The organism is Vibrio sp. HENC-03 (assembly GCF_000305755.2).
GTDB classification, from domain to species: domain Bacteria; phylum Pseudomonadota; class Gammaproteobacteria; order Enterobacterales; family Vibrionaceae; genus Vibrio; species Vibrio owensii.
Map to the genome: position 1 here is coordinate 15,792 of NZ_JH976128.1, position 13,159 is coordinate 28,950.

Sequence of the window (13,159 nt, forward strand, 5' to 3'; positions counted from 1 at the left end):
ATCCTAGCCATTCTGATAATTGTGTTTGGTGGCGACATGCCGCGAATAAGCCTAGGCCGCCGCTTTTAATTAGGCGCGGAATATACTCTCTCGTCATGAGGCTCAAGTCAGCGTTAAGTGAATTAATAGAGTACTCAACAATCAAACTGTTCACTTAATCAACAAAGCGTTTTAACAAGTTTAAAAAAAGAACTGACTCGACATTTCTGTGCCGTATCTGTGCTAACATCTCTCTATTGAAGAAAGGACAAGAAGCTCATTTATGAAGCAACATCTGGTACTTACAGCGGTTGGAACGGATCGTCCGGGCATATGTAACCAAGTGGTTAAGCTCGTCACACAAGCTGGCTGTAACATTGTCGATAGCCGTATTGCTATCTTTGGTAATGAATTCACTCTTATCATGCTGCTTACTGGTAACGCCAGTAATGTCACCCGCGTCGAAACGCAATTGCCACTACTAGGTCAAGAACACGACCTTATCACTATCATGAAACGCACGTCAGCACATGAGTTGCTCGACAACAGTTACACCATGGAAGTGTTCATTGAATCAGAAGACCGTATCGGCCTCACTGAGAAGTTCACACAATTCTTCGCCGATAAACAGATTGGTCTAGATTCCCTTAGTGCGCAAACAATCAGTAAATCGAAAATCCAATTAGATGCCGATCAGTTCCACATCGCGATCACCGCCTCAGTGAGTTCTGACTGTAATCTGATGCAATTACAAGAAGATTTCGATGAACTTTGTAATACGCTCAACGTACAAGGTTCTCTGAATTTCATTAAAAACAATCTATAAAGTAAAGGATATAACAATGAATACGCTGACAGCAGGCTCGCCAGCGCCAGCCTTCTCTTTGCTCGACCAAGATGGCAACACCGTTTCTCTCGGTGACTTCAAAGGTAAAAAAGTTCTGTTTTACTTCTACCCGAAAGCGATGACGCCGGGTTGTACCACCCAAGCAAAAGGCCTGCGTGATGTAAAAACAGAGCTAGATGCACACAATGTTGTGGTTTTGGGCGTAAGTATCGACCCAGTAAAACGCCTTGGTAAATTCATCGAACGTGATGAGCTAAACTTCACGCTACTTTCAGACGAAGACCATGCGGTTGCTGAACAGTACGGTGTGTGGGGCGAGAAAAAGTTCATGGGTAAAGTGTACGATGGTCTTCACCGTATTAGCTTCCTGATCAACGAAGAAGGCGTGATTGAGCACGTGTTCAACAAGTTCAAAACCAAAGACCACCACGAAGTGGTTGTGAACTACTTGAAAGAAAACGCGTAAACTTAGCTTTCATCTAAACACCAAAAAGCCCAGCAATCGCTGGGCTTTTTATTGGATTCGATGTCTATTCTTGTATCGGTTCGTTTTCTTCAGTGCTTGGCAGTGCGTTCCATACCGCTTTCACTAGTGTCGCCAATGGAATTGCGAAGAAGACGCCCCAGAAGCCCCACAAACCACCGAATACCAACACGGCAACGATAATCGCCACAGGGTGAAGGTTTACCGCTTCAGAGAACAACACAGGGACTAATACGTTGCCGTCTAGTGCCTGAATAATGCCGTAAGCGACCAATAACCAGTAGAACTGTGGTGTTAAACCCCATTGGAACAAACCAACAATCGCAACAGGCACAGTCACTGCAGCCGCACCGATGTACGGGATAAGCACCGACAAACCCACCGCTACAGCAAGCAATGCAGAGTAGCGCAGGTCAAGAATCGCGAAAGTCACATAACTTACGCCACCCACGATAAGGATTTCTAAAACTTTACCGCGAATGTAGTTCGAGATTTGCTCGTTCATCTCGTGCCAAACTTTGTTCGCTAGCTTGCGGTTTTTCGGCAAAATGCCACTCGCCATGCGCAGCATTTCTTCTTTGTCTTTGAGCAAGAAGAACACCAACAGCGGAACAAGAATCAGATAAACCGCCAGTGTCGCTAAGCTTACCAAAGATGCCAAAGAGCCTTTTACCACACTCTCACCCAAACCAATGGCTTGGTTTTTCGCGTTGGTAACCACGGTTTCTACGATCTCTAGGTTTGCCAACTCAGGGTAACGCTGTGGCAATGTAGCAATGAATTTTTGCAACCCTGCATACATGTTCGGGATATCGTTAATTAAATTCCCCACCTGAGTCCAAATCGTTGGCACGAGACCAAAGACGGCAATCAGCATCAAACCGATAAAAATCAGAATGACGGTAATGACGGAGAAAGTACGCGGAATACCCAAACGGCACATTTGTGTCACTGGCCATTCAAGTAAGTATGCAAGAACGATCGCCACCAGCAATGGTGCAATCAAATGCCCGAAAAAGTAAATTGTGATAAAGCCGAACAGCAAGATCGCCACTAGGCTCACTGCATGTGGGTCTGAAAAGCGTCGCTTATACCAACGACTTACCATTTCAAGCATCTTATGAAGATTCCTTATTGAATACTGTCAACGTGAAGTGTTCCGGCGAAGTTTGGCAATCCACCGCATACCCTTGGTTAAGTAAATACTTCACGATATCGTGTTTAGAGCTTTTATCCACCACTTGAATGACAAGCTGATGATATTGCTGCGTTTCTCCCTGAAACACATCTGCAGCGTGACGCTTAGCAAGTAACAGTGCCATAGGGCAGCGTTGCTCGCGCAAATCGAGTAACATGGATTCCATTGTATTGCTCTGCACTTGTGATAGGGTTGTATTGTAACGGCTTTTTGAGCTGGTGCTAGTGATTTAAGCGTAGACGACAAAGACTTTATAATTCAAAATTTTAACATCTTGTAAGAAGTATCTACGAAACCAATCCGTTTATTTTCGGTCTTATAGCTAGCATATTCATCCCATAAGGATGACCATAATGCATGGTGGTCATGCTGAGAGGAACTCGGCACCCAACCCATGTTTCGGTATTTTGGAGAATCTTTAAACCGTATGTTAAAACGCACTCGCTCGCTAGTTTGTTTATGCCTTGCTGCTGCATTGAGTACACCAACACCTATTTACGCCAATAGCCTTGATCTCCCTGATATTGGTACGGCAGCTGGAGGCACTCTGACGATAGATCAGGAGTTGATTTATGGCGACGCTTACATGCGTATGCTCAGAGCCAGCAGCCCTATTGTTAGCGATCCCGTCATCAATGAATATATTGACACACTTGGACACCGTTTGGTCGCCAATGCGAATGACGTAAAAACTCCGTTCCACTTCTTTATGATCCGTGACCGCAACATCAACGCATTCGCCTTCTTTGGCGGTTACGTTGCCCTGCACTCGGGTCTATTTTTGCACGCTCGTACTGAAAGTGAGCTTGCCTCTGTTGTGGCGCACGAAATTGCCCACGTAACACAGCGCCACCTTGCACGAAGCATGGAAGAACAGGCTCGTCGATCGCCAGCTACTATGGCAGCACTCGCTGGTGCATTGCTACTCGCCATTGCTTCTCCAGAAGCCGGGATGGCCGCTGTGACAGCAGCAACTGCCGGTAACATGCAGAGCCAAATCAACTACACTCGTTCAAACGAGAAAGAAGCCGACCGCTTTGGTATTGCAACCTTGGCAAAAGCAGGCTTTGACGTACAAGCAATGCCGCGCTTCTTTGGCCGCCTAGCGGATGAATACCGTTACGCGAGTAAGCCGCCACCAATGTTGCTGACTCACCCATTACCTGAAGACCGTATTACCGACAGCCGAGCGCGTGCGCGAGCTTACCCGCCAATGCGTATCATGCCTTCGATTGATTACCATTTGACTCGTGCTCGAATCGTTGCACGTTATGCGGGTATCGATGGACAAGCGGCAATGAGTTGGTTTAATCGAACTCAAAAGAAAGCCTCTCCTGAAATCATCCCGTCTTTTGATTACGGTCGAGCGCTCGTTCACCTAGACAACAAACGTTTGAGTGAAGCTGAGCCACTTCTGAAAAAGCTGCTGCAACAAGATCCTGGCAACCCATTCTATTTAGATGCCATGACCGACTTGTACATAGCGCAGAAGAAACCACAAAAAGCGGTTAATATGCTGAGCAGTGCGCTGAAACGCAACCCGCAAAACAAAGTGCTGACCATCAACTACGCTAACGCTTTGCTAGAAGCGAATAAGAACGAAGAAGCCGTACGCATTCTTCAACGCTACACGCACGATAACCCAGAAGATACCAACGGCTGGCACCTTCTATCAAAAGGTAACCACGCCCTAGGTCGCAATGACGAAGAACTCGCCGCTCGCGCAGAAATTTTAGCGCTGCGTGCAGGATGGAATAAAGCCATTCAATATTATTCTGAAGCAAGTAAAATTGCTGAACTTGGCAGCTTAAAACAAGCTCGATACGACGCTCGTATCGACCAGTTAATGATCCAAAGAGATCGATTCATGGCATTACAATAACGAAATGGAGAAAACCATGTCAGTCGTGATTTATCACAACCCTCGTTGCTCAAAGAGCCGTCAAACTCTAGAACTTCTAGAGCAAAACGGTGTTACACCGGAAGTCGTTAAGTACCTTGATACACCGCTTAATGTGGAACAACTCAAAGCACTTTACGCTCAACTTGGTTTCTCTTCTGTACGCGAAATGATGCGTACAAAAGAAGACATCTACAAAGAGCTTGCTCTGGGTGAAGCGTCAGTGACAGACGAGCAACTGTTCGAAGCAATGGCACAAAACCCTAAACTGTTTGAGCGCCCTGTTGTGGTTGCTAACGGCAAAGCGAAAATTGGTCGTCCGCCAGAGCAAGTACTGGAAATTCTATAAATGGATTGCCAGATCCTCATTTTGTATTTCAGCCGTCATGGCTCGACAAAACAGCTGGCAAGACAGATAGCAAGAGGGGTCGAATCGACTCCTCATTGCGAAGCGATTTTGCGTACAGTTGAAGAATTGTCACCTCACTCACATACCCCTTCCGATCCAATTGTTACTCTAGATGAATTGAAGCAGTGTGATGGCCTCGCGTTTGGCAGCCCAGTATGGTTTGGCAACATGGCAGCACCGCTTAAGCACTTTTGGGATCAAACCACACCTTTGTGGGTGAACGGCGATCTTATCGATAAGCCAGCTTGTGTGTTTACCTCGTCATCCTCAATGCACGGCGGTCAAGAAACCACGCTACAGAGCATGATGACCCCACTTCTGCATCACGGCATGATGGTGTTAGGAATCCCTTACTCAGAGCCAGAACTGCATACCACCCAATCAGGTGGAACCCCATACGGGGCAAGCAGTGTAGGACAAGAACCTAGTCTTACGGCAGAAGAGATTCGTCTCGCACAACAATTAGGAAAACGACTGGCGACCGCAGCGAAAAAGCTCAAAGGAAGTCAGTAAGCTCAAGGATAAGAAATCGATGTCTGACATTATTGACCAACCACCTCTTAGCACCCGAACCCAAACCTATCGCTACATGGCGCTGTTCGGCAATTTGGCATTGTTAGCTTGGGTCGCGATTTGGCAATTAGCGCTTTCCCCTCACCCGCACCTAAGCAGTACCACGCTGGCTATCGCATGGTGTATCCCGCTACTTTTACCATTGCCGGGCATTCTTGCAGGTAAGCCATACACGCACGCATGGGCAAACTTCGTCTTGATGCTGTACTTCTTACACGCCCTGACAATTTTGTATATCGATGGTGGTGAGCGTTGGTTAGCTGCTGTGGAGCTACTTCTTACTTCACTCGGCTTTGCAGGTAACATCTTGTTTGCACGAGCGCGTGGTAAAGAGTTGGGGTTGAAGCTAAAACGTCTATCTCAAGTAGAGAAAGAAGAGAAAGCTAAATTCAATAAATAGCAATTTCAATAAGTAGCTAGCCCAATACGTATCTGGATGATGAAGCCTCCAGTTTTCTCACTCCCAGCAAGAAATACCAAACAATAAAAAAGAGTCGCACTTGGCGACTCTTTTTTTGTTCAGCTTGTTGCTATGTTGCTAGCCAGGCCTAATGCTTAGTTTAGGTCTTCAACCACATCCGTTTCTAGCACTGGCGCAATCTCTGAGTTTTCTTCAGGCTCGACAGGCGTGCGAACTGGCGCATTCCATTTGTAGATCAAGTCGTACTGCTCTGGTGCAGGCTTCACGATGGCAGGCTGTTCTGGTTGCGCAGTATCTGTATTTAGATCGACCACTTCCGCTGCTTGAGCGTCTTCTGTCGTTGCTGGCAGTTGTGTTGGCTGTGCTGGCTCTTCAGGTAACTGGGCCGGTACAACTTCTTCCATACCAGCCATTGGATCTTCCGTTACTTCCAAAGAACGAATAGAAGAGACTTCTTGCTCAAACGCTTGTTGAGAAGCCAATAGATGGATAGTCAAGGTGACTTGATTGCCTTGAATACGCTTAATTTCAGCACCAGCAACCGAACTCAACTTTGTTAGTGAGTTTTCTAGCTCGAAGAAATCCATAGCAGAGGAAACGCTAAGCACTTTCACATCAATCGCTTCTGATGATTTGCTGGAAACGACGACAGCGCTTTTCTTCGCATAGTAATCGGCAATGCCACCAACCATTGCTGGAATCGCATTTGCGCCAGATGCTGAGCCACTGCGTGGAGATTGCTTAGACTCAGAAAGCTGAGCTGGAGATTGGTCGTACAGTGTCCAACGAATCTTATCGCCTTGAACACGAACAATCAGTACCGCATCCACAGGGTAACGTTGGCTCGCTTGGCTGATTGGGTCAACAAAGTCACCCCATAGATCAGAAACGTTCACGCCTGTTACATCATCGAAATCACCCACTGGCATCGTGATTGGAAGACCACGTGCTTGTGCAGCATCACGAAGGGTCGCTGCACTCGTTGAATCTGAATGCTCCCATGTAATCGTACGATCGTAGCCTTGCTCTTCTACCATCCAAACCAGAATGTTCGCACGGTTTGGTGACCAAAGAGGAAGCTGAGCTTGCGTTAGTAATGAGCGAATCTGGCCACTATTAAACAGCATTTTTAAGCTGCTTTGACCATCAATTTGGCCATAGCCAAGTTGGGAAATATAGCGAGAACTTGAACCCACTGCTTTCTTAATTACTGGGTTGCTAAGGGAAGATTGGCTGCCTGTTGCACGCACAATCACATCTTGCATACCTTGTTGACGCGCGAGTTCTTCGCCGTCTTTTTGCTCACCGTCGATCGCCACTTCGGCACGATAGATATCTACCTGAGTTAATGCATAAACTGGCAGAGACAACCAACCTATCAATAAGAGAGCTAAATAGCGCATAGTTTTCATAATCCTCTGAACAAGAACACGCATGATAAGCAACTATCAAACCTTGAGCAAGAAGAGTACTGAGTGAATTGTCTGTATTCTGACCAACTTAAAAGGCCCGCATGAAACTAAACATTCGCTGACCTTATAAATCCACACAAAAGTTTGATCTAGGCAACATTGCAATCGATTGCCAGATGATAAGATTCGCCGGATTTGTCTGCGTATCTTTGAATAGGGAATTATTATGAAAAATGCGTTACAAGGCGCTCAGATGCTCTTTGTCGCTTTTGGTGCTCTCGTACTTGTGCCACTTCTGACTGGCCTTGACCCAAACGTTGCTTTGTTTGGTGCTGGTGTCGGTACTCTTCTTTTCCAACTGATTACTAAACGTTCTGTTCCAATCTTCCTTGCCTCTTCTTTCGCGTTTATTGCTCCTATCATGTTCGGTATCCAAACTTGGGGTATCGGTGCAACCATGGGTGGCTTGATGGCTGCAGGTTTGGTGTACGTTGGCCTTGGTGCGATGATCAAAGTGCGCGGCGTTGGATTCATCCATAAAATTCTTCCGCCTGTCGTTGTTGGCCCAGTAATCATGGTGATTGGTCTTGGCTTAGCACCAACGGCTGTAAACATGGCGGTAGGTAAATCAGGTGACGGCGCAATTCAATTAGTGAACGGCGACGCAGCGATTATCATCTCCGCAGTGTCATTGCTAACGACGATTGCATTGAGCGTATTCGCAAAAGGCTTCCTAAAACTGGTTCCTATCGTTGGCGGTATCTTGGCAGGCTACACGGTGTCACTGTTCTACGGAGTCGTGGATTTCACTCCGGTTGCTCAAGCGGCTTGGCTAGCAATGCCAAACTTCACAGCGCCTGAATTCAACATCAACGCTATCTTATTCATGATCCCAGTCGCCATCGCTCCGGCAGTTGAACACGTGGGTGACATGCTGGCGATTTCAAACGTAACGGGTAAAAACTATCTGAAGAAACCAGGTCTTCATCGCACCATTGCGGGTGACGGGGTAGCAACAATTGCAGCTTCTATGGTTGGCGCGCCACCAAACACGACTTACAGTGAAGTAACCGGTGCGGTAATGCTAACTAAGGCATTCAACCCTGTAATCATGACATGGGCGGCAATCACAGCCATCGTACTTGCGCTGGTTGGTAAGCTAGGTGCGACTCTACAAACGATTCCAGTTCCAGTTATGGGCGGCATCATGATTCTACTGTTCGGCTCTATCGCAACAGTCGGTCTGAACACGTTGATCAAGAACCACGTTGACCTTCACAAATCACGTAACCTAGTGATCGTAGCAGTAACTCTAGTGTTTGGTATCGGCGGCATGGCTTTCGGTATTGGTGAGTTCAGCCTTCAAGGTGTGAGCCTATGTGGTATCGTGGCTATCATTCTTAACCTAGTGCTACCACACGACCTTGGTGAAAACCACGTGGTGGATAACGCACAAATGGAAGAAGAGAACGCGAAATAATTTGAAGTGCGGCTTAATCGATTTAAGCCGCCCTTCCTGCTCTCGTATCTCGTAACTATCTTCTATATAACAAATACAAAAAAGGCTTGGTTTTCACCAAGCCTTTGTTTTTTCAATTCAGTAATAATCTAGCATCAAGCCCGAATTATTTAGTACCGAAGATCTTGTCACCTGCGTCACCAAGACCAGGAACGATGTAGCCTTTGTCGTTTAGCTTCTCATCGATAGCTGCTGTGTATAGCTCAACGTCTGGGTGAGCTTTTTCTAGCGCTTCGATACCTTCAGGAGCAGCTACAAGAACAAGTACTTTGATTGCCTGACAACCTTTCTCTTTTAGAAGATCGATTGTTGCGATCATAGAACCGCCCGTTGCAAGCATTGGGTCAACAACTAGAGCGATACGCTCGTCGATGTTAGAAGCAAGCTTGTTGAAGTAAGGTACTGGCTCAAGTGTTTCTTCGTCACGGTAGATACCAACAACACTGATACGTGCACTTGGCATGTGCTCAAGTACGCCGTCCATCATGCCAAGACCAGCACGTAGGATTGGCACTACTGTCACTTTCTTACCTTTGATTTGGTCAACTTCTACAGGACCGTTCCAACCTTCAATGGTTACTTTTTCTGTTTCAAAGTCTGCTGTCGCTTCGTAAGTAAGTAGGCTACCGACTTCTGTCGCTAACTCACGAAAACGCTTCGTGCTGATGTCACCTTCTCGCATTAGACCAATTTTGTGTTTTACTAGAGGGTGTTTAACTTCAACAACTTTCATTTCCATCTCCGGCTTTTTTGGCAATATTTAAACAAACCTTCAGATTATACATGATTTTTGCAGGGATATCAGGATAGATCACTAAAGAAAAAAACCGACGCAAACGTTTGCTATCTGTATTTAACCACTGGTAGAATAGCGCCGTTTTCATATCCAACTTAAAAACCGAGGACTTCCCTGTGAGTGGTAACAACTCTTCTCTTAGCTATAAAGACGCTGGTGTAGATATTGATGCAGGCAACGCGCTTGTAGATCGTATTAAAGGTGCGGTTAAGCGTACTCGTCGCCCTGAAGTGATGGGTGGTATCGGTGGTTTTGGCGCACTGTGTGAATTACCGACTAAATACAAACAACCTGTACTGGTTTCTGGTACTGACGGTGTAGGTACAAAACTTCGTCTAGCACTGGATATGAACAAGCACGACACCATCGGTGTAGACCTAGTCGCGATGTGTGTAAACGACCTAATCGTGCAAGGTGCTGAGCCGCTATTCTTCCTAGATTACTACGCGACTGGCAAGCTAGACGTAGACACAGCAGCAGATGTGGTTTCTGGCATTGCTGATGGCTGTGTTCAAGCAGGCTGTGCACTTATCGGTGGTGAAACTGCTGAAATGCCGGGCATGTACGAAGGCGAAGACTACGACGTTGCAGGTTTCTGTGTTGGCGTAGTAGAAAAAGAAGACGTGATTGACGGCACGAAAGTAGCAGCAGGCGATGCACTAATCGCTGTTGGCTCAAGCGGTCCACACTCAAATGGTTACTCGCTTATCCGTAAGATCCTAGAAGTTTCTGGCGCAGATAAGAACGAAGAGTTAGCAGGTCGCACTATCGGTGAACACCTACTAGAACCAACTAAGATTTACATCAAATCAGCACTTAAGATGATTGAGAAGCACGACATCCACGCGATTTCTCACATCACTGGTGGTGGTTTCTGGGAAAACATCCCACGCGTACTGCCTGAAGGCACGAAAGCCGTTATCGATGGTAGCAGCTGGGAATGGCCAATCATCTTCAAATGGCTACAAGAGAAAGGCAACGTTGAAACGCACGAAATGTACCGTACGTTCAACTGTGGTGTTGGTCTAGTCGTTGCACTACCAAAAGACCAAGCAGACGCAGCGGTTGCGCTTCTTAAAGAAGAAGGCGAAAACGCATGGGTGATTGGTGAAATCGCTCAAGCAGAAGCAAACGAAGAGCAAGTTGAAATCCAATAACTTGCGAATCAAGCTCAAAAAATAAAAAGAATGAGGACGCTATGTCCTCATTCTGCTATCTGGAACATCGAAAACCATTCTAATAGTAGGTAATTTAGTGATTACGCACGTCAAACCTACAGTATCAAGGCAGTCTCAATATCATGAAAAACATAGTGGTCCTCATTTCGGGTAACGGCAGTAACCTACAAGCAATACTTGAAGCCTGTGAAGCCAACATGCCAAACGCACAAGTGGCAGCGGTTTTTTCTAACAAAGCTGATGCCTACGGTTTGGAGCGTGCAAAACAGTTTGATGTGAATGGTCACTTTGTCGATCCTAAAGCATTTGAATCTCGTGAAGACTTTGATGCCGAACTGATGAAGCAAATTGATGAATACCAACCAGACGTGATTGTATTGGCTGGTTATATGCGTATTCTCAGCAGTGCGTTTGTTTCCCATTATCTGGGTAAGATGATCAACATCCACCCTTCTCTATTGCCTAAGTATCCGGGTTTACACACCCACCAGCGTGCCATTGATGCCGGAGACAAAGAGCACGGCACCAGCGTTCACTTTGTCACAGAAGAATTAGACGGTGGCCCTGTTGTGCTACAAGCTAAAGTACCGGTGTTTGAAGACGATGACGCAGATGCACTCGCCGCACGCGTTCAGACTCAAGAGCACAACATCTACCCAATGGTGACGAAGTGGTTAGTCGAAGGGCGATTATCGATGACGGAGGGCAAAGCGTATCTCGATGGTATTGAGCTAGGTGCGCACGGTTACGCTGCCGAGTAACTCTTAACTCCAAACACCAAACGCAAAAAGGCAGCCATCAGGCTGCCTTTTGTTTTATTCAAATGTTTTACTGCGAGAAAACCATCACTCCAACGGCTCAGTCGGCGCTTGGTTACCCGGCTTCGGCGCGGCAAACGGTACATCCGTTAGCGCTTCGGCGTTGTTCAATATCAATTCACCAACATGGAACAAGCCATACTCGCCCGGCTTCATTCGATGCCAAGTCTCATTGCCCGTTAAAGGCTGAGTCGCAATCACAGAAACCACATCGTTTGGTGTCGTCTCTTCTTGGAAGTTGATTTCTACATCTTCATCCAACAGAGCCGCCTTGCCAAATGGTGCTCGACGCGTTATCCAGTAAAGATGGTTGGTACAGTAAGTCATCACGAACTCACCGTCGCTGAGCAGCATGTTAAACACGCCCTTTTCTTTCAACTTATCGCAGCACTGGGCAACATAAGCAAAGACCGCTTCCATATCTTGAGGAGGCTCAGGGTATTTGTCTTCCATCTGCTTGAGTAGCCAACAGAAAGCCATCTCACTGTCGGTTTCTCCGACCGGACGGTGACGACCCGTATACAAATCTTGGTAGTCAGTTAGCTGACCATTGTGTGCAAAAGTCCAATAACGTCCCCAAAGCTCACGCGTAAACGGGTGTGTATTTTCTAAGTTCACACCGCCTCGGTTTGCCTGACGAATATGGCTGACCACCGCACGACTTTTGATCGGGTAGTTTTGCACTAACTCAGCAATTTTCGAGTCACAACTTGGGTTTGGATCTTTGAAAGTACGGAACCCCTTTCCTTCATAGAAAGTGATTCCCCAGCCATCACGATGCGGGCCAGTGCGACCACCGCGCTGCATCAAGCCTGTAAAACTGAAACAAATATCTGTAGGAACATTTGCGCTCATGCCGAGCAATTCACACATGGTTTAACGAACTCCTTACCTTAAAACACAACTAAGCCAGTATTCGGCTTAGTTGTAAATCTTATTCCATCTCTTTTTCGATCAACTGAATGATGATGTGAATGATCTTAATGTGCACTTCTTGGATACGGTCTGCGTAACCAAAGTGTGGTACGCGGATCTCGATGTCTGCAAGACCTGCCATTTTACCGCCATCTTTACCCGTTAACGCGATCGTCTTCATACCTTTCGCTTGTGCCGCTTCAATCGCTTTTAGGATGTTGCCTGAGTTGCCAGAAGTCGACAAACCAAACAGAACGTCACCTTTGCGACCAACCGCTTCTACGTAACGAGAAAATACGAAATCATAGCCAAAGTCGTTACTGACACAAGAAAGGTGGCTTGGATCTGAAATAGCGATACCAGCGTAACCTGGGCGGTTTTCACGGTAACGACCTGTTAGCTCTTCTGCAAAGTGCATGGAGTCACAGTGAGAACCACCGTTACCGCACGACAACACTTTACCATCTTGCTTGAATGAGTCAGCAATCATTTTCGCTGCCGCTTCGATTTGCGCAATATTGTGGTCATCACTTAAAAACTTATTCAGAACTTCAGCAGCTTCGTTTAATTCACTTCTAATCAGATCTTGGTACATAAGACGTTCTCTTTATTATTTCGGCCACAGCGGAGCGTTTCCGCTTCTCACTTGGCAAATTGTTCTGATGCGAAATTCACACCGGACAGTTCATTACTCTGAGTTTACCCACAAA

General features: G+C 46.5%; 15 protein-coding genes. 9 read left to right on the forward strand and 6 right to left on the reverse strand.

Annotated elements, in window-relative coordinates:
* Positions 1-262 precede the first annotated feature (262 nt).
* Both VCHENC03_RS04930 and bcp read left to right on the forward strand, forming a co-directional pair.
* The gene (locus tag VCHENC03_RS04930) at positions 263-805 is read left to right on the forward strand and encodes a glycine cleavage system protein R (RefSeq protein WP_005436861.1); all 543 of its coding nucleotides are present in this window, start codon (positions 263-265) and stop codon (positions 803-805) included.
* Between the two features lie 16 nt (positions 806-821).
* Positions 822-1,292 carry a thioredoxin-dependent thiol peroxidase gene (bcp, locus tag VCHENC03_RS04925; protein ID WP_009707395.1) on the forward strand — a complete coding sequence of 157 codons (471 nt, stop codon included), beginning with the start codon at positions 822-824 and terminating at the stop codon, positions 1,290-1,292.
* A 64-nt stretch (positions 1,293-1,356) separates the two neighbouring features.
* Here bcp and VCHENC03_RS04920 read toward each other — a convergent pair whose 3' ends face one another.
* Positions 1,357-2,427 carry an AI-2E family transporter gene (locus tag VCHENC03_RS04920; protein ID WP_005436858.1) on the reverse strand — a complete coding sequence of 357 codons (1,071 nt, stop codon included), beginning with the start codon at positions 2,425-2,427 and terminating at the stop codon, positions 1,357-1,359.
* Position 2,428: 1 nt separating this feature from the next.
* On the reverse strand, positions 2,429-2,665 hold the full coding sequence (locus tag VCHENC03_RS04915) for a sulfurtransferase TusA family protein (RefSeq protein ID WP_009707396.1): 237 nt from the start codon (positions 2,663-2,665) through the stop codon (positions 2,429-2,431).
* Positions 2,666-2,935: 270 nt separating this feature from the next.
* Between VCHENC03_RS04915 and VCHENC03_RS04910 the strand changes: the two genes are divergently transcribed.
* Genes VCHENC03_RS04910 through VCHENC03_RS04895 form a run of 4 tightly spaced genes read left to right on the forward strand, consistent with a single transcriptional unit; the run spans position 2,936 to position 5,790 of the window.
* Positions 2,936-4,390: a beta-barrel assembly-enhancing protease gene (locus tag VCHENC03_RS04910; protein ID WP_009707397.1), complete on the forward strand. Its 1,455-nt coding sequence runs from the start codon at positions 2,936-2,938 to the stop codon at positions 4,388-4,390.
* 16 nt (positions 4,391-4,406) lie between these two features.
* Positions 4,407-4,757 (forward strand): arsenate reductase (glutaredoxin), encoded by a 351-nt coding sequence (arsC, locus tag VCHENC03_RS04905; protein ID WP_009707398.1) that lies wholly within the window; start codon positions 4,407-4,409, stop codon positions 4,755-4,757.
* The gene (wrbA, locus tag VCHENC03_RS04900) at positions 4,758-5,330 is read left to right on the forward strand and encodes an NAD(P)H:quinone oxidoreductase (protein ID WP_009707399.1); all 573 of its coding nucleotides are present in this window, start codon (positions 4,758-4,760) and stop codon (positions 5,328-5,330) included.
* Positions 5,331-5,349: 19 nt separating this feature from the next.
* Positions 5,350-5,790: a DUF2069 domain-containing protein gene (locus VCHENC03_RS04895; protein ID WP_005436847.1), complete on the forward strand. Its 441-nt coding sequence runs from the start codon at positions 5,350-5,352 to the stop codon at positions 5,788-5,790.
* A gap of 155 nt (positions 5,791-5,945) precedes the next feature.
* On the opposite strand, the gene VCHENC03_RS04890 is transcribed toward VCHENC03_RS04895, so the two are convergent.
* Positions 5,946-7,214 carry a DUF2066 domain-containing protein gene (locus tag VCHENC03_RS04890; protein ID WP_009707400.1) on the reverse strand — a complete coding sequence of 423 codons (1,269 nt, stop codon included), beginning with the start codon at positions 7,212-7,214 and terminating at the stop codon, positions 5,946-5,948.
* Between the two features lie 235 nt (positions 7,215-7,449).
* On the opposite strand from VCHENC03_RS04890, the gene VCHENC03_RS04885 reads away from it, so the two are divergent.
* Positions 7,450-8,703: a uracil-xanthine permease family protein gene (locus VCHENC03_RS04885; protein ID WP_009707401.1), complete on the forward strand. Its 1,254-nt coding sequence runs from the start codon at positions 7,450-7,452 to the stop codon at positions 8,701-8,703.
* Positions 8,704-8,848: 145 nt separating this feature from the next.
* On the opposite strand, the gene upp is transcribed toward VCHENC03_RS04885, so the two are convergent.
* A complete protein-coding gene (gene upp, locus VCHENC03_RS04880) occupies positions 8,849-9,475 on the reverse strand; it encodes a uracil phosphoribosyltransferase (protein ID WP_005445324.1) in 627 nt (208 codons plus the stop codon).
* 179 nt (positions 9,476-9,654) lie between these two features.
* Here upp and purM point away from each other — a divergent pair, with 179 nt between their 5' ends.
* Both purM and purN read left to right on the forward strand, forming a co-directional pair.
* Complete coding sequence (gene purM, locus VCHENC03_RS04875) at positions 9,655-10,695, forward strand: phosphoribosylformylglycinamidine cyclo-ligase (protein WP_005436839.1); 1,041 nt, start codon at positions 9,655-9,657, stop codon at positions 10,693-10,695.
* Between the two features lie 143 nt (positions 10,696-10,838).
* Positions 10,839-11,477, forward strand: coding sequence for a phosphoribosylglycinamide formyltransferase (gene purN / locus VCHENC03_RS04870; protein ID WP_009707402.1), 639 nt, complete (start codon positions 10,839-10,841; stop codon positions 11,475-11,477).
* Between the two features lie 84 nt (positions 11,478-11,561).
* Here purN and VCHENC03_RS04865 read toward each other — a convergent pair whose 3' ends face one another.
* The gene (locus VCHENC03_RS04865; RefSeq protein WP_005436836.1) at positions 11,562-12,407 is read right to left on the reverse strand and encodes a class II glutamine amidotransferase; all 846 of its coding nucleotides are present in this window, start codon (positions 12,405-12,407) and stop codon (positions 11,562-11,564) included.
* Between the two features lie 61 nt (positions 12,408-12,468).
* Entirely contained in the window at positions 12,469-13,044 is a 576-nt protein-coding gene (lpcA, locus tag VCHENC03_RS04860; protein WP_005436835.1) for a D-sedoheptulose 7-phosphate isomerase, read from the reverse strand.
* Positions 13,045-13,159 lie beyond the last annotated feature (115 nt).

What these genes read in the sequence shown, in the direction of transcription:
- VCHENC03_RS04930 (WP_005436861.1), top strand. Translation starts at nt 263, where the DNA reads ATGAAGCAACATCTGGTACTTACAGCGGTTGGAACGGATCGTCCGGGC.
- bcp (WP_009707395.1), top strand. Translation starts at nt 822, where the DNA reads ATGAATACGCTGACAGCAGGCTCGCCAGCGCCAGCCTTCTCTTTGCTC.
- VCHENC03_RS04920 (WP_005436858.1), bottom strand. Translation starts at nt 2,427, where the DNA reads ATGCTTGAAATGGTAAGTCGTTGGTATAAGCGACGCTTTTCAGACCCA.
- VCHENC03_RS04915 (WP_009707396.1), bottom strand. Translation starts at nt 2,665, where the DNA reads ATGTTACTCGATTTGCGCGAGCAACGCTGCCCTATGGCACTGTTACTT.
- VCHENC03_RS04910 (WP_009707397.1), top strand. Translation starts at nt 2,936, where the DNA reads ATGTTAAAACGCACTCGCTCGCTAGTTTGTTTATGCCTTGCTGCTGCA.
- arsC (WP_009707398.1), top strand. Translation starts at nt 4,407, where the DNA reads ATGTCAGTCGTGATTTATCACAACCCTCGTTGCTCAAAGAGCCGTCAA.
- wrbA (WP_009707399.1), top strand. Translation starts at nt 4,758, where the DNA reads ATGGATTGCCAGATCCTCATTTTGTATTTCAGCCGTCATGGCTCGACA.
- VCHENC03_RS04895 (WP_005436847.1), top strand. Translation starts at nt 5,350, where the DNA reads ATGTCTGACATTATTGACCAACCACCTCTTAGCACCCGAACCCAAACC.
- VCHENC03_RS04890 (WP_009707400.1), bottom strand. Translation starts at nt 7,214, where the DNA reads ATGCGCTATTTAGCTCTCTTATTGATAGGTTGGTTGTCTCTGCCAGTT.
- VCHENC03_RS04885 (WP_009707401.1), top strand. Translation starts at nt 7,450, where the DNA reads ATGAAAAATGCGTTACAAGGCGCTCAGATGCTCTTTGTCGCTTTTGGT.
- upp (WP_005445324.1), bottom strand. Translation starts at nt 9,475, where the DNA reads ATGAAAGTTGTTGAAGTTAAACACCCTCTAGTAAAACACAAAATTGGT.
- purN (WP_009707402.1), top strand. Translation starts at nt 10,839, where the DNA reads ATGAAAAACATAGTGGTCCTCATTTCGGGTAACGGCAGTAACCTACAA.
- VCHENC03_RS04865 (WP_005436836.1), bottom strand. Translation starts at nt 12,407, where the DNA reads ATGTGTGAATTGCTCGGCATGAGCGCAAATGTTCCTACAGATATTTGT.
- lpcA (WP_005436835.1), bottom strand. Translation starts at nt 13,044, where the DNA reads ATGTACCAAGATCTGATTAGAAGTGAATTAAACGAAGCTGCTGAAGTT.